A 24704-nucleotide genomic window follows, 5' to 3' on the forward strand; every position below is an offset into this window, starting at 1 on the left:
CTTTTTTATGGAAAAGAAGAGGGAGAAGCATCAGCAAGGCGCCAACCTGAAGAAAATGCAAGAAGTTCTTTATTCAGGCGAATTTAAAAAAGCGGAAAAAGCTGCTAAGCGGAAATAGGAATACATAGCCCCTTTATGCCAGATACTATGTTTGTTTGATATCACTTTTTAGGGGGAATTTGATATGGGCAGAAATCATATCCACAAAAACCGTGATAAAAACAAACAAAAACTTCCTCAAGTTCCCGACGCATTAAAAAGGGAAACTGACGGCGTTTACGAAGAATATTCAAGCGAGCTTGCTGATGCGGATGACCGCGAAGCGCAAGAGCGTGCAAAAGCAGCAGACAACAGAGCGAAAAAGAAAAATCGTTAATGAAAAACCCCCTTGTCTCCGTTTGAGACAGGGGGTTTTTTACATGTCGGTGAACCGTTCACGGATCGGCGTGCGTTTTTTCACTTCTGGTGCTTCGTCAGGATAGCCCGTTTGTATGATGGCGGCGAATCGTTCATTATCCTGTAAACCAAAGGCCTGATGCACTTCTTTGTCGTAAAGGATTTTTCCGCTTTTCCAAACCATGCCGATTCCTTTTTCCCAGGCAAGAAGCTGAAGATTTTGGATCAATGAGCTGGTTGCCGCAAAATCATCGTCTCGCGCTCTTTCGTTTTCATCTTCTTGAAACACGACGAGCAGAAATCCGGGGACGCGTCCAAGTGTGTTTTTGAAATTTTGAAGCTTTTCCTCTGTCATATCCGGCTTGGATTTCTTAGAGAATGCTGCAAATGTGTTGATCAGGTTTGTTTTTCCTGTTTCACTGGAAACGTAAATAAATCTCCATGGCTCTGTCACTCTGTGATTTGGCGCATATTTTGCCGTTTCAAGCATGTCAAGAATGACTGCTGAAGGCACGGGCTCTTGTTTAAATTTTCGAATCGATCTTCTGCTGCGTATGATGTCCCGCAGTGCTGAATGTTGATCTATCTGTTCGGATTGAGGCATACCATCTCACCTTCCTAAGCAATTGAAAATGATTATCATTCATAATGATAACGGAAAGTGTATCTTTTTGTAAACCATCATCTGTATTAGATTTTAAGAATACGGGTTTCTGAGTATACAGCCGTTCCTGTCATGTTCACTTTCACATGATCGCCTTCTTCGTTAATTTCGATTTCCACTTTTCCGTCTTTCCCGATTTCCTGCCCTTGTTCAATGATAAATTCACGCTGCTCGGTATTGCCGTACTGTTTCATATAAGCCCCCATCACACCGGATGCTGTGCCCGTCACAGGGTCTTCTATCGTTCCTGAATATGGGGATGAAAAGTGGCGCCCATGCAGGTCGCTGTCAGGATGAACGGTTTCAAAGGTAAACGGGTGGACTGAAGCCTTTGGCAGATCTACTAACACTTCCGGAAATTGTTTGTTATCGGGCACCATTTTTTTGGAGACCTCTAATGATGCAAGCGGAATGATGGCTGTCCATATGCCAGTGCTGCCAAATACAATCGGAAGGTCCTCATGAAAATCCTCTTCCGTGATTCCCAATGCGGCCGCAAGTTTTTTCCGATCGCCTGTAAATGGTTTGAATTGCGGTGAAGCCTGTTCAAGCGTGATATGAATGCGGCCGTCTTTTTCAGAAATCTTCACAGGCAGGATACCGGCTTTTGTCTGGATGCTGTACGTTTTATCGCTCTCCAGCATTCCTTTTTCACATAATGCGTAAAGAGAAGCAACTGTTGCATGACCGCACAAATTCATTTCGTGTCCAGGGGTAAAGTAACGGAGTTCAAGATCAGCCGACTCGCTTTTCCGGATAAAGGAGGTTTCTGAATATCCAGCACGCTCAGCTATGATCTGCATCTCTTCTTCAGTATAATCGTCTCCATGCAATACGACACCTGCGGGGTTTCCTTTGTCGGGACTGCTTGTAAATGCTTCATATTTTAATACCTCTATTTCTTTCACTTGTCTGCCGCCCTTTCTTTATCAATGTCTCTGTCAGTATAGCAAAAATGATTATGAATTTTCAGTTATTAACAAAAAACCCATTTTCTTTTTTAGAAAATGGGAGTAACAATTAAGAGTTTCTCGTTTTATAGAGCAAATAAATAAAATAAGGTGCGCCGATAGCTGCTGTAAAGACGCCAGCGGGCACTTCCACCGGAGCAAATAAGGTTCTGCCGACGATGTCAGCTGTTAAGACGAGCAATGCACCGATGAGCGCCGACGCTGGGAGCAGCGCTCCATAAGACGAGCCGACGAGGCGCCTTGCAATGTGGGGCGCCATCAGCCCGACAAAACCGATTGTGCCGGCAACCGAAACCGCACAGCCCGTAAGAGCCGTACTCAAAAGGAGCAAGAAAAAACGATTTCGCTGCACGGCACTTCCCGCCCCAGCCGCAATATCTTCGCCCAGTACCTGTATATTCATATTTTTTAGCGCGATAAAACAAGTAAATAAGAGAATGACAGATAAGATAATAGCTATTTTTACATGCTGCCAGTTTGACCCATAAACTGACCCTGTAATATACACATTGGCTTGTGACGCTCTGTAAATTGGGCCTTTAATCATCAGCAGGGTAGTCAGCGCCTGCGCCGACATTGAAAATCCGATCCCGATAAGCACCAGCCGAAATGTGGAGGCGCCATTTTTGTATGCCAGTAAATAGACGATGAGTCCAACAGCTGAGGCGCCGATAAATGCGGCCGCCGGAAGCCATGACAGGCTGATCGTAAGTGAACTGCTGCGGTCTGAGAAGAACATCATCAAAAGCACGACTGCTACCGCCGCTCCTCCCGTTATTCCGATAATATCCGGAGATGCGAGAGGGTTTCTGACGAGCCCCTGCAATATCGCGCCTGCCGCCGCCAAGCAGACGCCGGCGCATAAAGCGGTCAAAATCCTTGGCATACGGAATGACATGATCATCAGCTCATCCAGCTTTGAACCTGCACCAAAGAATGTTTTTGCTACATCCCAGGGAGGAATAAACCGTTGTCCGAGACCGGCGCTAATCACCAGTACGACCGCTGTTAATCCCAGTAAAACAAAAAAGACGATCCATGCTTTCTTTTCAGCAGCGGTAATGCTAAAACGAAGTTTCATAGTTTTGCCCCCCTTCTTGCGATGTACACAAACACAGGCATACCGATGATGGCTGTCATGACCCCGACAGGAACTTCCTGAGGCATAATGATATATCGCGCCCCGATATCCGCAACTACAAGCAAAATCGCACCCAAAACAGCGGAAAACGGCAGAACCCAACGATAATCATTACCGACGATAAATCGGGCAAAATGCGGAATAATGATGCCAATAAATGAAATCGGCCCGGCAATGGCGACAGCAGATCCGGCAAGCAAGACAACACAAAGCGCCATCACAAATTTCAGCAAGCCCGTTTTTTGGCCGAGTCCTTTTGCCACATCTTCTCCCATGACGAGGAGATTGATTTTTTGGCCAAGAAAGAAACTGACCAAAAGCGCTGCGGCTGCATATGGGAGCATTGTCACCAGCAGATCCAGACTCCTGCCCTGCACAGAGCCGGTCAGCCAAAAAAGCACTTGAGCAAGCTCGAGTTCATTGACAGAAAGCAAGCCTTGTGTCAGAGAAGAAAACATGGCCGCCATGGCAGCTCCCGCCAGCGTCAGTTTGATTGGCGTCAGCCCTTCCCTTCCCAGAGAGCCTGCGGCATAGACGATCGCGGCAGTAAATGTTGCCCCGAGAAACGAGCTCCATACCAGTGCCTGAGTTGATTGAATATGCAGAAAAAATGAGCCGGCAACAATAAAAAAGCCGGCACCGGCGTTAATACCGAAAATGCCTGGTGACGCAAGCGGATTTTTTGTGAGCGCCTGCATGAGAGCGCCCGCGGCTGCAAGCGAGGCGCCGACAACTGTGGCAACCAAAGCACGCGGAAACCTGACGTCTTTGATGATGACATGCTCATTTGTTCCGTTGAAGGAAGTAAACGCCTGATAGACCTGTCCCCATGACGTACCTGTATAGCCGTAAACGATGCTTGCGCAGACAGCCCCCAGTAAAATCAAAATCAGACATACTAACACAATCCATTTTGAAGATGCCTTTTTGCAGATCATGATCTAATTCTCCTAGTTATTTACTATGTAATCTTTGTTTTTGAGAATAATCCTTAATTAGGGATTGACACTCTTAACACTGCTTATTATGATCTAAATGATAATGAATTTCAATATCGGGAGGAAAAAGATGAAAAAGCATATCAGCATGCTATTCGTATTTTTAATGGCCGTTACGGTGCTTTCTGCCTGTAATAGTTCAGAAAGTTCAAGCAACAACGCGGGATCAAGCAGCAAAACCAGAACGGTTAAACATGCAATGGGGACATCAGACAACATTCCCGCCAATCCAAAACGGATTGTGGTTTTAACAAATGAAGGAACAGAGGCGCTCTTAGCGCTTGGCATTAAGCCGGTCGGAGCCGTAAAGTCATGGAAGGGCGACCCGTGGTATGACTATCTGAAAGATGACATGAAAGGTGTTAAAAACGTCGGTCTTGAAACGGAACCGAATGTGGAAGCTATCGCAGAACTAAAGCCTGACTTGATTATTGGCAACAAAGTACGCCAGGAAAAAATTTATGATCAGCTACATGCGATTGCGCCAACCGTTTTCGCTGAATCTTTGGCTGGGAACTGGAAAGATAATCTGACTCTATACGCCAACGCGGTAAATAAGGCGGACAAAGGCAAGGAAGTCATTGCTGATTTTGATAAACGCGTTTCTGATTTGAAAGGCAAGCTTGGCGACCAGACTAACAAAACAGTTTCTGTCGTACGCTTTTTATCCGGCGAGTCAAGAATCTATTATACCGATTCATTCTCGGGGATTATTTTAGACCAGCTTGGCTTCAAACGCCCTGAAAAACAAGTGGAGCTGTTCAAGAAACAGAAGGACCAATTTACGTTCTCAACTGACAGTAAAGAGTCCATTCCTGATATGGATGCCGATGTGCTTTTTTATTTCACGTATAAAGCCGATAATGCAAAAGAAAATGAAAAATGGGCCAATCAGTGGACAAGCAGTTCATTATGGAAAAACCTGAAGGCCGTGAAATCAGGTAACGCCCATGAAGTCGATGACGTCGTATGGACAACCGCAGGCGGAATTAAAGCCGCAAACTATCTGCTTGATGATATTGAAACCTATTTCTTAAAAACGAAATAAAAAAAGACTCCGTCTGGTTAGACGGAGTCTTTTTTGCTTTTACCGATCAGCCGCGTGACGAGGAACATGGTGACGGAAAGAGATCTGTTTTTCCGGTACGCCAAGTATTTTCCGCGCCATTCCGGTTTGTATTTTTCTTTAAAGGCCCTGAGCCCGCTGAAGCTGTACATGTATCTGACATTATTAAAAATGACAGCGGCAAATCGTTCTGACCAGAAGGATGTAAAGGCGGTGCCGACATTGGCCAAGGGCGCCATTCCCATGTTAAACGACGTGCAGCCTTCCTCCTTCGCCCATAAAAACATGCGGATGAATAATGCGTCCATAATGCCGTTCGGGGCGTCGTCGCGGTAGCGCATCAGATCGACCGATATCTCTCCTTCCTGATACATCGGCATGACATTTGCAAATGCAACGATCTCTCCTTCTGCATTTTTCATGTAGGCAATCGGCGCTTTCTGTAAATATGAGGGATCAAAAAATCCGAGCGAGAATCCCTTCTCCTTTTTCGAGCCGAGCCATTCATCTGAGATTTGTTTCAGTTCCTCCAAAAACGCATCAGAAAATGGGGGATGATCCACATGGAAGGTATATTCCTCCCGCTCAAATCGGTTATTGATTGCCCGAAGGCCGGCTTTTTTCTTCCCTGTCAGGGTAAACGTGTTTAAATCCACATAGGCTTCCTCGCCTAGCTTAAAGAAGTTATAGCCAAAATCGTGATACAGCGCCATGTCCTCTCGTTCAATTTGATAGAACAGAACACTGAATCCCTTCTGATGCGCTTCATTCAGAAATTCTTCCAGCACAAGCGGGAACGATTCTCTTTGGCCTGACGGATCGCCGAGCACAACCAGCCTTCTGGCGATTTTTCCAAACAGAAGAAGTGCATTCCCGTCACTTGAAAAATAAAACCGCTTATCTCCAAGATAGCCGAGATGGCTCAGCGCGTTGCCGCCTTTTTCATTTAAAAACGCAGCAAGGCGTTCGGGATCAGCTTTTTCCCCGATTGGTTTTGTCTTCTTATGATAAACCATTGTAAATATGAAGAAGAACAGCGGCACGATGATAATCGCCATGATCGTCGCATGCGTGATATGAGAATCGCTGTGGACGAAATATTCGTGGCGCAACACCTTCTTCATCCGGTCCCAAATAAAGCCCGCGATCAGATTGTAGTTAAAGAGTGCCACGGTAAACAGCGCCACAGCAAATATCAATTGGCCCAGCGTATAGGATGCCTGTTCTCGGACAAATTGTTTTTTCAAAAGCACTAGCAATACGATAATCATCGGCAGAACGAATATCGCACTGATGTTAAGTCCTTTTAAAAAGCTGAACACAAAGCCGCCAACAAGCGCTGTAATGGCCATCGTATAGGAGCGTTTTGTCCGTTTATAAAGCTCGATCGGCAAAATCAGCAGAATGAGCGCTGAGCTTAAGGACAGGCCGTTGAACAGCAAAAGCGCTGGGCGCGGAATGTGCGGTATGACGGTCAGCCTGTCAATCGGCAGGGATACTGAAGCCAGGACAACCAGGCCTGCAACGAACACAATAAGCGAAAGTGAACCTTGCAAAATTTTCACTAATATCGCCCGCTGTACGACAAGCAAAACGTTTGTCGTCTCAATTGCCGGTGCGATACGCGGGTTCGTTTCGAGCCGTTTCATTGTATTTTCGGTCAGATCGCCGGCAGCAAAGAACAGTCCCAAAACGAATGGGATAAATGAATAGACGAGCCTGTATAAAACAATAGAAGTAACAATAGCCTCCTGATGATAGCCAAGCTGCTCCATCCCGAGCAAAAACAAAAGGTCAAACGAGCCGAAGCCGCCCGGCACGAGGCTGATCATTCCTCCGATCGCCGCAATGACGAACACTCCGAACACATACCTGATATCAGCATGAATGCCCATAGCGAACAATGACAGATAGATGACGATTCCAGCCATAAGCCATTCGGCAACGGAAGCGCCGATATAAGCGAAGATCGGATTTTTCACTTTATCCGCATTCTCTTCGTCTCCGCCTTTGCGGCTTTTTATTTTGGCCACCGCCAAAGATACCGGCAAAATCAGTGCGAAACCGATAACGACTGCCCACAGCCAAGGCTTTTCATTAATCACTTCATCCACTGGCAGCACTCGTGCGGCGACGAAAATGCTGAAAACTGATAACCCGAGCAGCATAGATGATGTAAGCCAGGCGATTCCTTTGACGAGCGCCTTATGGTCTTTCGTATGCTCTTTATAAAACATCATTCTTAACCCGACTCCGGCTAATCCGCCGAATCCGAGGACGTTATTAAATGAATTGGCGATCCAGGAAACCCTGAATACCTTTCCGTTTGTGATCGATAGGCGCAGTGAGTATTTCAGGACGTAATCATACAGCGACATGGCCGCAACAGCCAGCAGGCCGATCAATACAAGGATGAATAAGTCCGTTCGCTCAAGCCCGTTGATGACCATGAGCGTGCGTTTGAATGACAGATTTGTCAGTTCTTTTTTCGATTGATAAATAACAAATAATAAAACAGCAATAGGAAAAACGATTTTTAAAATTGATATAGCATTCTTTTTAATCAGCAATGGTCTCTCCAATCATAATCTAGTTCGATCTTCTCCCCCAATAATCTCCAACTCATTATACACTACCGTTATTTTTCGGACAAAGTCCCGAATGCGGTTTCTGCTCACTTTCTTTCAGGAGTGAAAATCGAGTAATATGGTAAGAGGAGTGAATGATGAGGAAGTGATGAAATGGAATACAATCTACATGATACAACGGTATTAAACGAAGACATTCTTTCATCTGAGGAACGGGAAATATGGGTGCTCTATATGAAAGTACTAACCTCTGCCGGTCTCGGTGATGTGTCCGAGTGGATGAAGCTTGATATGAGCATGCCTCAAATGAAAGTGCTAATGCTATTAAACAACCATGGAACACTGAAGGTCAGCGACATTGCAGAAAAAATGGGGGCTTCCCTGTCCAATACAACAGGACTGCTTGACCGCCTTGAGAAATCAGGGTTTGTCAAACGCTCACATTCTGAAGAGGACCGCCGTTCAGTCGTTGTTCAGTTGACGGAGAATGCAAAAAATATTTTTCGGGGGCTTTATGAAAAGGGCCATCTGAAACTGAAGCGTTCATTGGAGCTGCTGTCCCCTGAAGAAAAGCAGGCTGTTTCCGAAGGGCTGTCTATCCTTTCAAGAGCATTAGAGAAAGCGAAAAATGAATAAAATCTGTAAGTCTGTCATCCGCAAAGCGCGGTGGCAGGCTTTTTTTATTTGACATTTAGTTCACTTAAAATGAATAATATATTTGAAGTGAACTAAAAAGGGGTTGATGAATATGTCTGAAGCATTGACAGAGCAGAAAAGCCAAAAGTGGGCGATCAGCCTGTTTACGATTGGTGTGTTTATGGCTGCGCTGGATAACGGAATTATTTCTGCTGCTTTAACAACGATAAACGAGTCGTTTGCCGTTTCTCCTTCCTGGGGATCATGGGGCATTACCCTTTATACGCTTGGCCTTAGCGTCAGTGTGCCGATCGTCGGAAAGCTTTCCGATCGCTACGGCAGAAAGAAACTTTTCCTGATTGAGGTTTGCCTGTTCGGACTTGGTTCTTTGCTTGTTGCTTTGAGCCAAAGCTTCCCGCTCTTTCTGATCTCACGGCTGATTCAGGCGCTTGGGGGCGGCGGGATTTTCATTATCGGCAGCTCTCACATTCTCGCTACCCTTCCAAAGGAAAAACAGGGAAAAGCACTCGGGCTGCTTGGCGCGATGAACGGGATGGCCGCTGTGCTCGGACCGAATATCGGAAGCTTTCTCCTTGATTGGACCGGTTCTTGGCATTGGCTGTTTTTAATTAATTTGCCGATTGCGGTATTATTGGTTGTTTTCGGTGCATGTTTTATTGCGGAAACAAAAGCGCCTGAGGCTAAGCGCCTCGATACGGCCGGAATCTTCCTTCTGTCCCTGTCGATTTTAGCTGTGATGTACGGCATGACGAATCTTGACGGGGCAAATCTTTTAAACAGCTTGGGAAATCCGGAGGTTTATGGGTGTATTGTTTTTGGCATTCTCTGTTTTGCAGCGCTTATCTCGTTTGAAAAGAGGGTTGAAATGCGCGGGGGCGATCCGATTTTGGCGTATTCTCTGCTGCGGAATCACATGTTTCAGCGCACGCTTATCATCGGTTTGTTATCCGGGGGACTCTTGGCGGCGGTCATTTTTATCCCGTCATATGTTGAGCAGTATTTGGATGTCCCTGCCGCAAAAGCAGGCTATTGGATGACACCGCTTGCGTTAGCTTCCGGCATCGGCGCTTGGCTTGGCGGAGCGCTCACCGACAAAAAAGGGCCGGTGAAAACGGTTGTTCTTTCGGGAATCATTTCATGTGCGGGATTTGCTTTATTTCCGCTCTGGGTGACGGAGAAATGGGAGTTTGTGATCGCAAGTGTGGTAGCTGGGATCGGTTTTGGCTTTCTGTTAGGCGCGCCGCTGAACGTCCTTGTATCAGAGGCGGCTAAAACCAATAAGGGCACAGCGCTCGGCACGCTTTCATTGGTAAGGCAAATTGGCCTGACCTTGGCGCCTACTCTTTATGCAGGCTTTATCACAGCCGGGTTTAATCAAATAGGTGATGAGATCAGCAGCCGCTTATCGGACAGCGGACATTCAGAAAAGGCGATGCAAATGATTCCGGAGATCGACAATTCTAATGTTTCTTCTTTACAAGAACAAATCGAACGCATTCCCGTGCCTGAAGTCAAAACCGCGATAAGCGATGCCATTCATGCGAGTATCGCCAGCGGCTATGATCATTTATATGCGGCCGCTGCTGTGATTTCACTGTTGGTGATTGCTGCTATCAGTCTTCCGGCTTTTCGTCGGCAAAAGCGTTAAGACCACCCCATCCGTTTGGAAAGCTCCGTAATATGAGCGATATGGTGATGTGAGTGCCAGACATACAGCCCTAGCGCGTTTTCTAGGGTCATGATCTCCTTTGTATCGGGATGGTAAAATCCGCGCTGAAATTGCTGATCCGTCAGAGTGCGGAGAAGAGCCGTCCATCGCCCATGAAGCTCCTGTAAAAGCGCGAGTGAACCGCTCGGCTCCGCTGTTTTGGAGTCTTCAAGCTCCGACCATGCTTTTTCATTATATGGACGGATGGCCGGTGTCTCTTCCGTCAAGCTCAATTTAAAACGGATATAGCTGTTCATATGACTGTCAGCCAGATGGTGAACAACTTGCCGAACGGTCCATCCCCCGTCTCGGTACGGTGTGTCCAGCTGGCTGTCCGTCATGCCTTCTACAGCTTTCATCAGTTTGGCAGGCACTTTTTCAAGCGCTTGAATCCATTCATCTTTTTGCTCTTTCGATATGGATTCCCTCGGCTTGTATTCTCCTATTGGGTAGCTTAGGTTGTCTGTTGCCATGCATGTTCCCCCTTCTTTTCAATCTTTTCCTTTATTTTACAAGAAAAAGATTGTGCGTGCTGTATGATTTAATCAGTTCTACAGTAAAAAACATACAACAAGCGGCAGGAGCCTCTCTCCTGCCGCTTGTTTTTCACCCTGCGTGATCACGCACTTCGACTGTTACCTTCTTCTGCTTTGGCTGATAGATCTTCCCTACAAATAAATAACCGTATTTGAACTTATTCAGCGCCCATGAGGTGAGGATCGGGCCGGCTGTACACACGGCAAACAACAGGAGAACAGCCGGTACGGCAGGTATTTCGGGCATATTTAAAAGCAGCACGTAGCCTATGATCATAAAATAAGCATGGAGCAGATAAATCGAAAAGGAATAGTTGCTGATAAACATCATGATTTTCGGCACTTGCTTTATTTTAGAAAACAAGTGAAAGCACAGGAAAATCATGCTTGTTGAATACAGCATGATATCAGGCCGTTTTGAGCTGATCATGCCGATTTCGCCGACATAAGAAACAGCGACAACGAGCGCACCAGAAGCAATTGCGGCGCCATATACCGCCCAGCGGTGTTGGTTCAGCAGCGATAAAAAGCGCTTGTACTCTTTTCCGCAATAGTAGGCAAGACAAAAGTAGAAAAGCCAGCCTGCGAACGGAACCCAGAAGAACGGAAACGACCCGCCCTCTTCAGAAGCAGGAGCCGGACTGACTGCTGAGAAATAGCTTAAATAAGCAGCTGTCACCACAAATGAGATGGACAGCACCCATTTGGGCGATGCTTTTTTTAGATACTCATGAAATATCATATGCAGAATGTAAAATTGAAAGATGACGAGAATGAAGTATCCGATAAAGTTTCCTAAGAATACGTTCGCCAGGTACTTTTGCACAAACGCAAGAAAGGTTATCTCTCCCCCCATCGCACTGGTCATCAGCAGCGCATCGATAGCCGCGATAAATAAAAAAGGAACGAAAATCACTTTCCCCCGCTTCTTCAAAAAACCGTCCGGCACCCCGTCAGGATAAGACCGGGCCAGTAAAAATTCAGAGATGAAAATAAAAGCGGGCGTGCTGAACATCAGGAGTGTGCGAAAAGAATCAACAGTGTGAGAAATATCTGCAAGAGCTTCTGCCTGAAGCATCAGGACCATTGAAATGATATGGAGCAAGACGACACTTAAGCACGAAATGCAGCGGATCATAAAAATTTCTTTAATTTGCATAACAGCGCTCCTTTTATTTCAAATTTTTAGAAATCGATGGTTGTACCTTAACATGTCTGCTTTATTTAAAAAAGTGCCTGATGTCATAAATTGGAGTATGTATTATTGACTAAGTCCATAAAAGCCTCTGGCTTTTTGGCGTATCTTTCTCAGACGAGATTGCTAGATAAATGCAAAAAACCTGCTGTAACAGAGACGGCAGGTTTTTTATGGAGATATTAATTTGTATTGAGGCCTCCACCATTCAGCCCTTCTTTGATATAGCCGTTCACTAGACTATTTGAAAGCAAGCCAATATGGCCGATGCCATAAAGCTGGATGTTACGCGCTCCTTGTAATCGAGACAAGCTATTGATTACAATTTCATCATTTAGGCTGTAAATAGATGTATAGAGGATCTTTTGAGTAGGATCCGTACCCGGCAGCGCCGTTGAAGATACTAAACCATTAGCCCCTCCAAGCGTTACGACATTTTGAATCTTATTGCCCCCGCCTAAATATTTAATATAGTACAGCGTGTTAGCGCCTCCCATACTATGAGCCACAATATCTACTTTTTTGGCTCCCGTTTCTTTTAAAACGCGGTCAACATATGAAGCAAGCTGCGGGCCGTTGTTTAGGTTGTTTCCTGTTTTATCATAAAAATCAATTGCATACAGTTTGTTGCTTTGCCAGCCTTGAGAAACTAAGTAGTTTTTAATAGCGAAAAAATTGTATGAGGCACCACTTATTCCATGAACAAGAACGACAGGATTATGTACTGATTCAGCTTTTGCGCTAGATGGCGAAGTGGCTAGAACAGATAGAATCAGCGATAAACAGATAGCGAATGTCATAAATATTTTTTTCACATTCATTCCCCCTTAAAATGTTTGCACCACCAATTTCCTATTATACATAAAACATCAATATAGTTAATAATTTTTCTGAAAATTAAATTTAAAAATCTTATCGATGAATCCGCCACCTTCGAAATCATTACATACCTTTTATCTTAATTTCACAGGTAGACCGGTTGTGTTCCCTTTCTCCCTTTTCTATAATAAGGGGAATAGGCAGTTAGGATCACAGATGGGCACTTGCTCATCTGTTTTGCGAAACAGCCATAGACACGGAGGATAGCATGAGAGTATTAAAATACGCTATATTAGGGCTTTTGCGAAAAGGCGAATTGAGCGGATATGATATTACAAGTTATTTTAAAGAGGAGCTCGGCCAATTTTGGAGTGCCAAGCACAGCCAGATTTATCCTGAGCTCAAAAAACTGACCGATGAAGGGTTTATCACGTTCCGGACAACAATTCAAGGCACAAAGCTGGAGAAAAAGATGTACACCCTGACAGACAGCGGAAAGCAGGAGCTGCATGACTGGCTGATCCGCCACCAGCCGATACCGGAGACGGTGAAGGATGAATTTATGCTGAAGGCTTATTTCATTTCTTGTCTATCGCGGCAGGAGGCTTCTGATTTGTTCACAGACCAACTGCTGAAACGCAAGGCCAAGCTGTCTGATCTGCAGGGAAGCTATGAAAAGCTTATGGCTTCAGCGGAGTCGATGTCGTTTTCTTCACCGGACTTCGGCCACTATCTCGTGCTGACGAAAGCGCTGGAGCGGGAGAAAAATTACGTTTCTTGGCTTGAATCGATTTTAACTATGATAGATAAGGGTTAACCTGGAGCGGCCTTCAGGCTGCTCCAATACTTAATGTGGGGGGACGAACGATGAATGTGACATTGCACGAATTAACAGGGGAACTGATTCGAGTGGTGCCGATGGACAAAAGCCATATTCAAGGTTTATATGAAGCTGCACATGATGAAAACATCTGGGCCCATTTACCGAAAACGATCACAACGCTGCATGGTATGGAGGCTTTTGTTGAGGAAGCGCTGCAAACGAAAGAGTCCGGAGCAGAATTTCCATTCGTGATTATTCAGCGTGAAACTGGCAAAATCGTCGGAACGACGCGATTTCTGTATATGTCGTCCGCTGCAAGGAGCCTTGAGATCGGCTGGACATGGTTTCACCCATCGGTGTGGGGCACCTCGGTCAACACTGAATGCAAATATTTGCTGTTACAATACTGCTTTGAACACCTGAACACGATTCGGGTGCAGTTCAAAACAGATGAGCGGAATATCAGATCGCAAAAGGCGATTGAACGGCTGGGAGCAGTTAAAGAAGGCATATTGAGAAACCAAATGATCAGAAAAGACGGAACATTTCGCAATTCAGTATTTTTCAGCATCATCGACAGCGACTGGCCTTCCGTGAAGCAGCATTTGGAACAGAGACTGAAGCTTGCAGAAAAAGCAAAATGATTGCAAAAAACATCTGCCCCGAAGGCAGATGTTTTTTAGGCGCGGAGCGCTTTCAGCCCCACTGTGAAGGTAATTGCTGCGAAAACAAGCAAGATGCCGCAGATCCCGAGAATATCTGTGACGTGGGCACCGTTAGCCATAATCTCAGTCAGCCCGCTCATCGCCCACTTTTGCGGAAGAAATTCAGCGATGGACTGCATAAATTTCGGTTCAATGTCTATCGGCCAATACATTCCGCTTACCATACACGTTGCGATGACGAACAAGTTGCCAAACGCAAGCTGCTGTTCCGGCGTTCTGACATTGGCCGCAATCACCAATCCAATGCCGACAACGGTCAGCAGAAAAAACGATACTAACACAATAACTGCAGCAGGGTTGCCCCAGTTGATGCCAAACAGCCAATGGGATGCAAGAAGCAAGATGCCAAATTGAATCCAGCCAATGACAAAGAAGGACAGCACATACCCTGCACCGATTTCCATTCGGCTGACAGAGGCTGTAAGCAATCTGGACCAGACGCCGTTTTTTCTTGCTTCTAAAATCGTTCCCGCTGCCCCCATCATTGTCAACATGACAAACAGGATGGAAAAGCCTGCTGCTCTTGAGGCTGTGTCACTTGCGCCTTCTTTTTTATCGCTGAGTGCCTTCTGTTTTACGGCTGGTGCTGCATCTTCATGATCTTTGGCAATAACTGTTTTATAAGCTGCCTTCCAGTTCTCCCCCGCTGCCTGAGCCGCCGTTTTCGCCGCGGAAACCTGAATATTGAGCTTTGCCAATGTGCTTTCCGCATACTGTTTGGCCATAGGCGCTTCCGACAGCTCCGGGCCGTGACGGAAGATCAGCTCAGGATTTTTTCCTTTTTCGAGCTGTGCCTGGAACGAGTGAGAAATGACGATGATCCCAGCTATTTTCTTTTGCTTCAGCTTTTCTGACGCTTTGCTTTCAGACATGTTTTCGAATGTGTACATACCATCGTGTGCCTTCAGCTGCCGAATATAATGCTGTGAGAGAATCGTGTCGTCCTGATCAACGATTGCAAGGCGCAGCTTGTCATCATTACTGCCGAGCATACTCCCAAATACAAAGGTCAGCAAAAGCGGGGCAGCAAACATCATCAAATAATTCTGCCGCTTCTTGAAAATGAGAGAAAGCTCAATGCCGCAAATGGCTATGATTTTTTTCACCTTGGTGTACCTCCTTATCTTGTATGAAGCCGTCTGATACCAAGCATGAGTGAACAAAGGCCGATCGCGGCAAAAAGAAGCACAGGCTTTTGAAGGTCAGCCCAGCCTCCCCCTTCCATTAAAGAAAGAAAGCCGTCAAGCGCCCATCGATTCGGCACCGCTTTGGATACAGACTGTAAGAAGTCCGGAAATTGGTACAGCGGCAGCATGGACCCGCCGAGAACCGCAAGCAATTGAATGCCGAAGCCGCCTATCGCATCTGCAGATTTCATATCGCTGATGCACGATGCAAGCAGCATTGAAATACCTGATACAGCTGCAGCGTAAGCAAGCCCGAGTACACTTACAAACAGCAGATTGCCGCCCCAGTCCACACCAAATACATTGATCGTGACAATCAGAAATATGAAAAATTGTATGATGGCAAACAGATAGGTTCCGAGCCATTTTCCGAAGAGAATGGCGTATTTTTGCGCAGGCGTCATCAGCATTCTGGCAAGCGTTTCCGTCTCCTTTTCCTGTAAAAATGATTTCGCCCCGACTGTCATATGAAACAGCATGAACATGCAAAGCATTGCTGCCGAATAGTATTGAAAGCTGGTAACAGCCTTGCTGCCGACTGATTTTTCCGTAATAGTAAGTTTGTCACCCGTTTCTTTTTCAAGTGTCTTTACCAGCTTTTCGGAAAAATGTGAAGGATCAAGTTTTCCTTGTTTTACAGCTGCCGTTTTGCTGATGTAGTCCATTGAGGCTGAAGCGGCTTCTTTTACCGCTTTATATTGGTCTATGAAAGATGCGGCGGCTGTTTCGATGATGGAGCTTTTTAATGTTTGATCAGGATCCGCATAAACAAAAGCTGAAGTTTTGCCGGCTTCCCATTGATTCGGAATGACGATACCGACATCAATTTTCTTTTCATCAAGCAGCTTCTTTATCTCGTCTTCGCTGCTGGCTTGTGTGACCTTTATCGACTTCATTTTTTTGAGCACATCTGTTTTAAACATGTTTGCTGCTTCTGACTGGTCTGATTGGACATAGCCGACTCTGATGTCATCAACCTGGCTGCCACCGTCAACAACCGATCCAAGGGCCGCCCCTAAAATACAGGTCAGGATCAGCGGCATTAAGATAAGCATCATAAACCCTTTTCTGTCCGTGATTCTGATTTTGACATCTTTCCATGCGATCCATATGCTTTTTTTCATAGCGATACCTCCTTAATCCCGCAAAGTGCGCCCGGTCAAATTCAGAAACAAGCGCTCCAAATTTGGTTCCTGCACCTGAAGAGACAGCAGGTTTGTATGATGGGCAGCGGCCTCCGCAAGCAAACTGGTAACGACTTTTTCATGATGAGCCGCAGAAATGTCAATTTTGAGTTCTGACTCATGTACTGTCACATCATTCACATGGGCCAGGGAACGGATTGCAAAAAGAAACGCTTCATCGATCCCGCTGACAGTGAGCTGAATGATGGTATCGCCTCCAAGGCGGCTGCACAAATCGGTTTTTGTGCCGATCGCAATCATTTCTCCCTGATCAATAATGCCAATCCGGTCGCATAAATACTCGACCTCTTCCATGTAATGACTCGTATAGATCACCGTCATGCCGGTTTCATTGAGCTGTTTCACCGTTTCTAAAATATGATTTCTCGATTGAGGATCAATACCGACAGTCGGTTCATCCATGATCAGAAGCTCAGGCTTGTGCATTAAGGCAGCACCGATGTTGATTCTCCGTTTCATTCCGCCTGAGAACGTTTCAATTTTATCTTTGGCCCGCTCAGTCAGGCCGACATATTCAAGGACCTCTGCCGATCTTTTTTTGGCATCGCCGTGCGTAAGTCCGTACATTTTCCCCCAAAACATAAGATTCTCATGAGCCGTCAGCGTCGGATATAAAGCAATTTCCTGTGGGACAACGCCGATTTTTTGTTTCGCTTTGGCCGTTTCTTTTCCGATGACATAGCCGCCCACTGTGATGTTCCCGCTGTCATGCGGCACGAGGCCGGAAATCATCGAGATGGTTGTGGACTTTCCCGCACCGTTTGGCCCAAGCAGCCCGAACGACTCCCCCTTTTGCAGGGAAAAAGAAATGCCTTTCACAATTGTTTTTTTCCCGTATGCCTTTTTGATGTTTTCTGCTTGCAGCACGTCGTTTCACTCCTTTTTTAATCCCATTGCCATTGTAGATAAAAGAAGGGCGTGCGGCATGTAGCGCCAGATAGAATGTAAGGCATGAAAAAAAGGCCTGTAAAAGGCCTTTTCAGAGAAACGCATATGCTGAATGTCATATGTCAAAAGTCAGATACACCATATCTGACCGAATAGATGGCGGCTTGGGTTCTGTCTCTAACAGACAGTTTGCTGATAATGTTAGAAACGTGATTTTTCACTGTGCCTTCTGTAATGAACAGCTTCTCAGCAATTTCTTTATTATTCAGCCCGTAGCCAAGCTCAGCGAGAACTTCCATTTCGCGTTCGGTCAGGTCGAGAAGCTCCTTAGGTTTTTCTTTCTCGTTTATTCCTTTCAGCTGTTTTTCACGCTTCCATTCATTCAGCATTTGAGCAGTCAGTTCCGGAGGAAGCACCATTCCGCCAGATTGTACAGTCATCACCGCTTTTACAATCGTATCGGCTGACATGTCCTTCAGCAGGTACCCGCTCGCTCCTTCTTCAAGCGCTTCTGCAATCAGCTCTGAATCCTTGAAGGTTGTCAGCATCAAAACCTTTACGCCGGGCAGCGAGCTTGTGATTAATTTTGTTCCCTCCACCCCGTTGGAAACCGGCATGCGGATGTCCATTAACACGATATCCGGTTCAAGCTCTTTCGCCTTTTCGAAGGCTTCCTGTCCGTTTCGCGCCGTGGCGATGACATCGAGCTCATCTCGGAGCTGGAGCAAGGACGCCAGCCCTTCTCTGACGATATCCTGATCGTCGGTAATGATGATCTTAATCATGATAAACTCTCCTTTTGCTGCGCGGGCCCGAAGCTCCATTTTTTATTGACCAGTGAAAATTCCGCGATTACTGTAAATCCTTGATCCCGTTCGCTCTCAAAGCGAATCATTCCGCCATGCTCTGCCGCCCGCTTTTTCATGTTCAAAAGGCCAAAGCCGAGTGCTGCCTCGGGATTTCCTTTTCCGTCATCCTTAATGACAAGGCTGATGCTGTCCGTTGTGCAGGCAAGCTGTACCGAACAAGCTGTGGCGCCGCCGTGCCGTTTGGCATTGGTCAATGCTTCCTGCACCGTTCTGACCAGAGTCGGATGAAGAGACAGCGGGATCATCGCCGGATCGCCGCTGACCGCAAATTCGGTTGTGACTCCTGCATTTTTATAGAAGTCTTCTGTCAGCTGTTTCAGTGAATCGATTAACGAATGATCGTTTTCCGTTTGCAGGGTGCGTACTGATAAGCGGACAGCATCAAGCGCTTCACGGGCAAGCGTTTCACATACCCCGACTGTCTTCTCCGCTTTTTGGCTGTCTCTTTTTTGCCATTCACGCAGAAGCTGCAGCTGGACGAGGAGCGCCGTCATTTTGTGTCCTACTGTATCATGGATTTCTCTTGCCATTCTGTTCCGCTCATGAATGGCAGTCAGCTCTTCAACCTGCTTCGCATATAAATGCAGCTCCTGGTGTGCAGCAGACAGCGCCAGATGGGACTCCGTCAGTTCCTGAAACTGCTGTTTTGCCGTTTCCTGCGCATCCAAAAGCTTGCGGATTAATTTGCCGACGACTCCGCAAAAGACAACGAATGTCATGCTGATACAATGATCCATAACATATTCATCGCCGAACATACGATATGTGCGGATTAGCACAATCAGCCACATCATAAAACAAAAACACAGGACAGACCATACTGTTTTTCGGTCAAATCCCTTCAGAAAAAAGGTAACTGCAACCGGGCTGAGCAATGTGATATATAAACCTGTACCCGGAAACATGAAACCGAACGAAAAGCCAACTGCAATATCAATTAGACAAAACAAAATGCCATATTTCTCTACTCTTAATAAGAGATGATTTGCTAAGAACACACCTGCACCACCAGCGATGAACAAATACTCAAACCAACGGTCATCTTTTACAAGAAAAAAGTAAACCGAACAGCTTACCATTAGGGTGAATATCCTAGTAAATATAAGAGCCTTCACACTCATCACTCCCGTTCCCCAATTCCCTTCTTATCATACCTGCCTCAGGTCATTTTTGACAGGAATTTCTGGAAAATAAAAAATCCCCCTGCCGTTTTTTCGGCAAAGGGATTACAGTCAAATCACAAATAGAATATGGACCCCAGAAACAGGATCTTTCACGCGGAAGCTGTTTTCCGTTTTTTCGATCGAATATCCGGCATGTTTGACTCGGTCTGCCACTCGATCGAGTTCCTCTCGATGAGGCAGGACAACAGTGTAATAGTCTAATCCGCTAGCATTTGTCGGTTTAGGCGGCGCATTTCTTCCAGCCCAAATGTTTAAGCCAATATGATGGTGGTAGCCTCCAGCTGAAACGAAGAGAGCGGACATACCTGCATAGTCTCCGACAATGTCAAAGCCCAGCACATCTGTATAAAACGCTTTTGCTTCGTTCAAATCACTGACATGCAAATGAATGTGTCCGATGATGGTACCGTTCGGAAGCGCTGTTTTCCGCTCATCTCCGGCTTTTTCCATAAGACCCTCAATGTCAACAGCGGTTGTCGTCATGACATAGTTTCCTTCTTGATCACGCTGCCACGTGCTGCGGGGGCGGTCAGCATACATTTCAATTCCGTTTCCATCAGGATCAGACAGGTAGAGTGCTTCGCTCACAGCATGATCCCCATGTCCGATCGCAATGCCGTGTTCAATCAGGCGAGCGAGCGCGATACCAAGTTCCTTCCGGTTCGGAAGAAGAATCGCAAAGTGATATAAACCCGTCACAGACCGTTCAGGCAAGACGACGGCGCTCGGATTTTCTTCAAGAATAAGCAGTACACGTTTCCCGTCAGCGGTTAATTCAGCTTGGCGATCCGTCTTTTGTAAGACTTGAAAGCCGATAACGTTACAGTAGAACTGAAGGGAACGCTCCAGGCTGCGGATTGTGAGTTTGACATAGCCAATATTTGTATCCTCATGAATGCTGGTCATGCTGTATGCCTCTTTTCTTATGCTGATACGTTTTCGCTCTTTTTTGCTTTAAACACAAGTGGATCCAGCGCCAAGAAACGGCTTCCAGAAAGAGCCAGATGGATTGATGTTAAAAGCAGAAGGTAATCAAATTCTGCATTGCCCATGAAAGGCGCTTTCAGCTTGACTGTAATGATGGCTCCGATCAGCGTGAGGGCAAACAGAACACCGACAATACGTGTAGCCAATCCGAAGAAGACAAGAACTCCGCCTACCAGTTCAATCGCTGCGATGACGTACGCCATAAAACTTGGAAGGCCTATGCTGCCAAAAAATTGGATGGTGCCCTCCATTCCCTGAAACTTTGATAAACCATGAACAAAAAAGATAATACCTGTAATAACTCTTAAAAGTAATGTGCCAATTTCAAATGATTTATTCATTTTATCCTCCTTGATAAATGTTATCACTTACTTAATGTAAGCTAGTATATATACATAACTTGTTTACGTCAAGTAATTTTGTTACATTTCACGAAAATGAAATAAAAGTACTATAAAACTGTAACAAAAAAGACCTTTGTGCAGGACAAAGGTCTATTTCTCAAATTGGCTTTCATATAAGTCACTGTAAAACCCTTTTTGCCGGATAAGCTCGCCATGGCTGCCTTTTTCAATCATTTTGCCGTTTTTTAGCACCACAATCTGGTCCGCTCTTTGAATGGTGTTCAGCCTGTGGGCAATGATGACGCTTGTTCTTCCCTCCATTAAACGGGCGAGCGCTTCTTGAATGTTGACTTCTGTTACGGTATCGATGTTGCTTGTCGCTTCATCCAAGATGAGAAGAACCGGATCGGCAAGCACCGCCCGCGCTATAGAAATCAACTGCTTCTGTCCTTGACTGATGCCCGAACCGTTTTGCGTCAGCACGGTATCATACCCTTTTGGCAGCCTTTCAATAAAACTATGGGCATTCGCTGTTTTTGCAGCGGCTTCGACTTCCTGATCAGAAGCATCGAGCCTGCCGTAGCGAATATTTTCTCTGATCGTACCCTGAAACAAAAACGAATCCTGAAGGACAAACCCCATGTTTTTCCTTAGGCTTGCTCTAGTGAGGGTTTTAATATCGGTACCGTCGATTAAAATCCTTCCGTCATCAGGTTCGTAAAAACGGGCGAGAAGATTTGTGACAGTTGTTTTCCCCGCTCCCGTCGGTCCGACAAACGCGATGGACTGTCCGGCGGGCACGGTAAACTGTAAATGCTTCAGTGTCTGCTGCCCCTCGTCGTAACCGAAGGACACATCCCGGAATTCAATACTGCCTGTTTTGATCGGCTGATGCACGGCGTCCTTTTCATCCTCGCGCTCCTCTTTTTCATCAAGCACGTCAAACACCCGTTCAGCTCCGGCAATCGCGGACAGCATTGTATTAAACTGGTTGGCCAGATCGTTTAAAGGGCGTGTGAATTGTCTTGAATACTCGGCAAAGACAACGATGGAGCCGATCGAGATCCAGCCTTTCAGCGCGAACAGACCGCCGATTGCCGCAATCATCGTAAAGCTTAAGTTATTCAGCGAGTTCATGACTTTCGGGATAAATCCAGAAATCGTCTGTGCCCAAAAGCCCGAAGTCTTGAGCGCAGCGTTTTTTTCGAGAAATTCGGCAGTAATCTGCTTCTCTCGCGAATAGGCTTTGATGACCTTTGCGCCGGAAACAGATTCCTCAATATATCCATTCAGCTCACCAAGGTTTTTCTGCTGTTCTTTAAACAGCTTTCCCGTCCGGTTGGTGATCCATTTCAGGCTTACTGCCATCACCGGAATGATCGTTAGCGTAATCACTGTAAGGAGCGGGCTCATGTACAGCATCACCGCAATCGTCCCGACAAAGGTGATGACGCTTGACAAAATTTGAATGACTGACGTGTTTAAGGTAGAACTTACATTTTCGATGTCATTCGTCACCCGGCTCATCAGCTCGCCGTGCCGCTGTTTATCAAAAAACGGAATCGGCAGCTCATGCAGATGGGTGAACAATTCGCTTCTCATTCTGAAAACCGTGCCCTGCGAGATCGTAATCATCCAATAGTTTTGAAACCAGAGCGACAGGGACTGAATTACGTAAATGACGAGCAGAAGGAGCAAAACGGGAATTAAGCCGCTGACCGTTTTCCCGACGATAAAATGGTCAATGGCCTTTCCGATCACAAAGGGGCCAAGGAGCCCGAATATCGCGCTGATGACAACCATCAGCATGACAAGGATGAGCAGTCCTTTTCGTTCAGCCAAGTAAGACCAGATTCGCTTCAGTGTGCCTTTTGCATCCTTTGCTTTCGCCCGCTTTTTCGCGCCTTCTTTTTTGTCGATTGGCAGTTTGGGATATTGGAAAGGCTTGCGGATGTCTTTTAGCATGACTCGCTCCCCTCCCTTCCGAATTGCGACTCGTAAATGCGCTTGTATAACTCAGATTCAGAAAGAAGTTCACTGTGCGTGCCTTTTTCTATCAGTTCGCCATCCTCAAGCAGCAAAATCTCATCAGCTTTCATCGCCGTGGTGATTTTTTGCGTAATGATCAAAGTTGTGCACTCATATGTGCTGATCGCCTCAAGCAGCTTTGCCTCCGTTTGCAGGTCAAGCGCGCTTGTGCTGTCATCTAAAAGAAGGATGGCCGGCTTTCGGATCAGCGCCCGCGCAATGGAAATCCGCTGCTTCTGGCCGCCGGACAGGTTGACGCCTCTTTGTCCCAACACGGTATCATACCCATTTGGGAGCTTCATAATCGTTTCATGAATTTGCGCATGTTTGGCCGCTTCCATTATTTCATCAAGTGAAGCATTTTCTTTGCCCCAAGCAATATTTTCTTTGATTGTGCCGGAAAACAGGAGCACTTCCTGCGGGACATATCCAATTTGCTTGCGAAGCCCTTCAGCCGGAAAATCATAAATTGGCTTTTCATCTATGTAAATGCTGCCCGAATCCGGCTGATAAAGCCGTGGAATGAGCTGAAAGAGGGTGGACTTGCCTGATCCCGTCGCACCGAGAATCGCGATCGTTTCCCTCGTTTTTGCGGAAAATGAGACATTCCGCAGCGCTTCTCTATCCATTTCCGGATAACGGAAGGATACATGCTGAAACTCAATCCTTCCCGACAAACGATCAGATATGATGCCTTCCTCCCGCTCATCGCCTTCCGTTTCAAGCACCTCGCCGATTCTATCCCCTGAAGCCTTCGCCCGGGTGAAAATCATAATCAAAAACGGAAACATCGAAAGCGCGCCCGTAATTCGTGTTGCGTAGTTAATAATCGCCACAACATCACCGACTTGAGTGTTTCCGTTCGTGATACTGAAGGCCCCTGCCCACAAAATCAAAAGGATGCAGAGGTTCATCAGCAGCATCAGCACAGGCATCGTGAATTCCACAAGCTGAAAAGCTGAAACTGTTTTTTCCATTAGCCTCGTGTTGGCTTTGATAAATCTTTTGACCTCGTGGCTGCCGCGAAGCAGCGCTTTGATCAGCTTAATCGCTGTTAAGTTTTCCTGCATGACGGTGTTCACCTGATCCAGCCGTTTCTGCACTGAGCGGAACAGTGCCCCGCCCTTCTTTAATACCCAAAGCAAAAACAAGATCAGGATCGGAATGGTCACAAGCAGAAAAAAACCGAGCTTCACATTAACGGCGAGCGACAGCACAATGCCGCCTACAATCATTAATGGAGCCCGCAGCATAAACCGCAAGCTCATAAAAATCATATTTTGAACCTGTGTGACATCGTTTGTCAGCCTTGTGATATAAGAAGAGGATGAAAACTGTCCAAATGTAGAATAAGAGAAGGACTGGATTTTTTGAAAAAGCCCTTTTCTCGTATCATAGGAAAAGCTTTGGCTGACATGGGCGGCATAAAAGGAATTCAGCATTCCCGCCGCAAATGATAACACGGTCAGTCCGACCATGACCGCGCCCCATGTCCACACATGCCGCAGATCTTGCTTTAAAATCCCATCGTCAATGATTTTTGCGATTAATAAAGGCTGCATCAGTTCAACCGCAAGCTCAGTCAACATGAGAATCAACGCAGTTCCTACCAGCAATGAGTATGGTTTTAAAAACGATAAAGCCTTTTGCATGTAAAAGCCTCCAAACCCCTTTTTACTCGATTGTCTCTTTCTTTACTTTACTATGGCGGTCTTTTTGACGGCA

The 24704-nt window shown here is 46.1% G+C and carries 24 protein-coding genes; 7 read left to right on the forward strand and 17 right to left on the reverse strand.

Annotated elements, in window-relative coordinates; translation table 11 throughout:
- The first annotated feature begins 7 nt into the window (after positions 1–7).
- Together AC0DBE_RS13910 and AC0DBE_RS13915 are read left to right on the forward strand one after the other, a co-directional pair.
- The gene (locus AC0DBE_RS13910; RefSeq protein ID WP_003223230.1) at positions 8–118 is read left to right on the forward strand and encodes a YfhE family protein; all 111 of its coding nucleotides are present in this window, start codon (positions 8–10) and stop codon (positions 116–118) included.
- Between the two features lie 66 nt (positions 119–184).
- Positions 185–376 (forward strand): YfhD family protein, encoded by a 192-nt coding sequence (locus tag AC0DBE_RS13915; RefSeq protein WP_014113102.1) that lies wholly within the window; start codon positions 185–187, stop codon positions 374–376.
- 39 nt (positions 377–415) lie between these two features.
- On the opposite strand, the gene AC0DBE_RS13920 is transcribed toward AC0DBE_RS13915, so the two are convergent.
- The 4 genes from AC0DBE_RS13920 to AC0DBE_RS13935 all read right to left on the reverse strand — a co-directional run bounded on the left by AC0DBE_RS13920 (position 416) and on the right by AC0DBE_RS13935 (position 4110).
- Complete coding sequence (locus AC0DBE_RS13920) at positions 416–1000, reverse strand: nitroreductase family protein (protein WP_014113101.1); 585 nt, start codon at positions 998–1000, stop codon at positions 416–418.
- A gap of 86 nt (positions 1001–1086) precedes the next feature.
- Positions 1087–1968, reverse strand: coding sequence for a PhzF family phenazine biosynthesis isomerase (locus AC0DBE_RS13925; protein WP_472962552.1), 882 nt, complete (start codon positions 1966–1968; stop codon positions 1087–1089).
- Positions 1969–2080: 112 nt separating this feature from the next.
- A complete protein-coding gene (locus AC0DBE_RS13930; RefSeq protein ID WP_061188212.1) occupies positions 2081–3112 on the reverse strand; it encodes a FecCD family ABC transporter permease in 1032 nt (343 codons plus the stop codon).
- Positions 3109–4110 (reverse strand): FecCD family ABC transporter permease, encoded by a 1002-nt coding sequence (locus AC0DBE_RS13935; protein WP_472962554.1) that lies wholly within the window; start codon positions 4108–4110, stop codon positions 3109–3111. The genes AC0DBE_RS13930 and AC0DBE_RS13935 overlap by 4 nt, the downstream gene beginning before the upstream one ends.
- 130 nt (positions 4111–4240) lie before the next feature.
- Here AC0DBE_RS13935 and AC0DBE_RS13940 point away from each other — a divergent pair, with 130 nt between their 5' ends.
- Entirely contained in the window at positions 4241–5218 is a 978-nt protein-coding gene (locus AC0DBE_RS13940) for an ABC transporter substrate-binding protein (RefSeq protein WP_072182500.1), read from the forward strand.
- 17 nt (positions 5219–5235) lie between these two features.
- Here AC0DBE_RS13940 and mprF read toward each other — a convergent pair whose 3' ends face one another.
- Complete coding sequence (gene mprF / locus AC0DBE_RS13945; RefSeq protein ID WP_472962556.1) at positions 5236–7806, reverse strand: bifunctional lysylphosphatidylglycerol flippase/synthetase MprF; 2571 nt, start codon at positions 7804–7806, stop codon at positions 5236–5238.
- Between the two features lie 171 nt (positions 7807–7977).
- Between mprF and AC0DBE_RS13950 the strand changes: the two genes are divergently transcribed.
- Together AC0DBE_RS13950 and AC0DBE_RS13955 are read left to right on the forward strand one after the other, a co-directional pair.
- Positions 7978–8460 carry a MarR family transcriptional regulator gene (locus AC0DBE_RS13950; RefSeq protein ID WP_014113095.1) on the forward strand — a complete coding sequence of 161 codons (483 nt, stop codon included), beginning with the start codon at positions 7978–7980 and terminating at the stop codon, positions 8458–8460.
- A gap of 112 nt (positions 8461–8572) precedes the next feature.
- Entirely contained in the window at positions 8573–10129 is a 1557-nt protein-coding gene (locus tag AC0DBE_RS13955) for an MFS transporter (RefSeq protein ID WP_472962558.1), read from the forward strand.
- Here the strand turns inward: AC0DBE_RS13955 and bstA are convergent.
- The 3 genes from bstA to estB all read right to left on the reverse strand — a co-directional run bounded on the left by bstA (position 10126) and on the right by estB (position 12735).
- On the reverse strand, positions 10126–10662 hold the full coding sequence (bstA, locus tag AC0DBE_RS13960; protein ID WP_326200902.1) for a bacillithiol transferase BstA: 537 nt from the start codon (positions 10660–10662) through the stop codon (positions 10126–10128). The genes AC0DBE_RS13955 and bstA overlap by 4 nt on opposite strands.
- Before the next feature lie 133 nt (positions 10663–10795).
- Complete coding sequence (locus tag AC0DBE_RS13965) at positions 10796–11884, reverse strand: acyltransferase family protein (RefSeq protein WP_472962560.1); 1089 nt, start codon at positions 11882–11884, stop codon at positions 10796–10798.
- Positions 11885–12102: 218 nt separating this feature from the next.
- The gene (estB, locus tag AC0DBE_RS13970; protein WP_472962562.1) at positions 12103–12735 is read right to left on the reverse strand and encodes an esterase EstB; all 633 of its coding nucleotides are present in this window, start codon (positions 12733–12735) and stop codon (positions 12103–12105) included.
- A gap of 272 nt (positions 12736–13007) precedes the next feature.
- Here estB and padR point away from each other — a divergent pair, with 272 nt between their 5' ends.
- Both padR and AC0DBE_RS13980 read left to right on the forward strand, forming a co-directional pair.
- Positions 13008–13556 (forward strand): transcriptional regulator PadR, encoded by a 549-nt coding sequence (gene padR / locus AC0DBE_RS13975; protein ID WP_242734675.1) that lies wholly within the window; start codon positions 13008–13010, stop codon positions 13554–13556.
- A gap of 50 nt (positions 13557–13606) precedes the next feature.
- Positions 13607–14206 (forward strand): GNAT family N-acetyltransferase, encoded by a 600-nt coding sequence (locus AC0DBE_RS13980; RefSeq protein WP_079288902.1) that lies wholly within the window; start codon positions 13607–13609, stop codon positions 14204–14206.
- Between the two features lie 35 nt (positions 14207–14241).
- On the opposite strand, the gene AC0DBE_RS13985 is transcribed toward AC0DBE_RS13980, so the two are convergent.
- The 9 genes from AC0DBE_RS13985 to AC0DBE_RS14025 form a co-directional block, all read right to left on the reverse strand.
- Positions 14242–15393, reverse strand: coding sequence for an ABC transporter permease (locus tag AC0DBE_RS13985; RefSeq protein WP_472962564.1), 1152 nt, complete (start codon positions 15391–15393; stop codon positions 14242–14244).
- A gap of 14 nt (positions 15394–15407) precedes the next feature.
- Positions 15408–16598, reverse strand: a complete 1191-nt coding sequence (locus AC0DBE_RS13990) for an ABC transporter permease (RefSeq protein ID WP_472962566.1) — start codon at positions 16596–16598, stop codon at positions 15408–15410.
- Between the two features lie 12 nt (positions 16599–16610).
- On the reverse strand, positions 16611–17546 hold the full coding sequence (lnrL, locus tag AC0DBE_RS13995; protein ID WP_061188202.1) for a linearmycin resistance ATP-binding protein LnrL: 936 nt from the start codon (positions 17544–17546) through the stop codon (positions 16611–16613).
- Positions 17547–17689: 143 nt separating this feature from the next.
- Positions 17690–18352, reverse strand: a complete 663-nt coding sequence (gene lnrK, locus AC0DBE_RS14000; protein WP_014113083.1) for a two-component system response regulator LnrK — start codon at positions 18350–18352, stop codon at positions 17690–17692.
- Positions 18349–19551 carry a sensor histidine kinase gene (locus AC0DBE_RS14005; RefSeq protein ID WP_072566820.1) on the reverse strand — a complete coding sequence of 401 codons (1203 nt, stop codon included), beginning with the start codon at positions 19549–19551 and terminating at the stop codon, positions 18349–18351. The genes lnrK and AC0DBE_RS14005 overlap by 4 nt, the downstream gene beginning before the upstream one ends.
- A 117-nt stretch (positions 19552–19668) precedes the next feature.
- Positions 19669–20526: a catechol 2,3-dioxygenase gene (gene catE / locus AC0DBE_RS14010; protein ID WP_061188198.1), complete on the reverse strand. Its 858-nt coding sequence runs from the start codon at positions 20524–20526 to the stop codon at positions 19669–19671.
- Between the two features lie 17 nt (positions 20527–20543).
- Positions 20544–20948, reverse strand: coding sequence for a DoxX family oxidoreductase CatD (gene catD / locus AC0DBE_RS14015; protein WP_003239773.1), 405 nt, complete (start codon positions 20946–20948; stop codon positions 20544–20546).
- A 153-nt stretch (positions 20949–21101) separates the two neighbouring features.
- Entirely contained in the window at positions 21102–22916 is a 1815-nt protein-coding gene (locus tag AC0DBE_RS14020; RefSeq protein ID WP_472962569.1) for an ABC transporter ATP-binding protein, read from the reverse strand.
- Complete coding sequence (locus AC0DBE_RS14025) at positions 22910–24631, reverse strand: ABC transporter ATP-binding protein (RefSeq protein WP_072565958.1); 1722 nt, start codon at positions 24629–24631, stop codon at positions 22910–22912. Before AC0DBE_RS14025 ends, AC0DBE_RS14020 begins: the two co-directional genes overlap by 7 nt.
- Positions 24632–24704: the final 73 nt, after the last annotated feature.

The organism is Bacillus sp. VA15, from assembly GCF_055721145.1.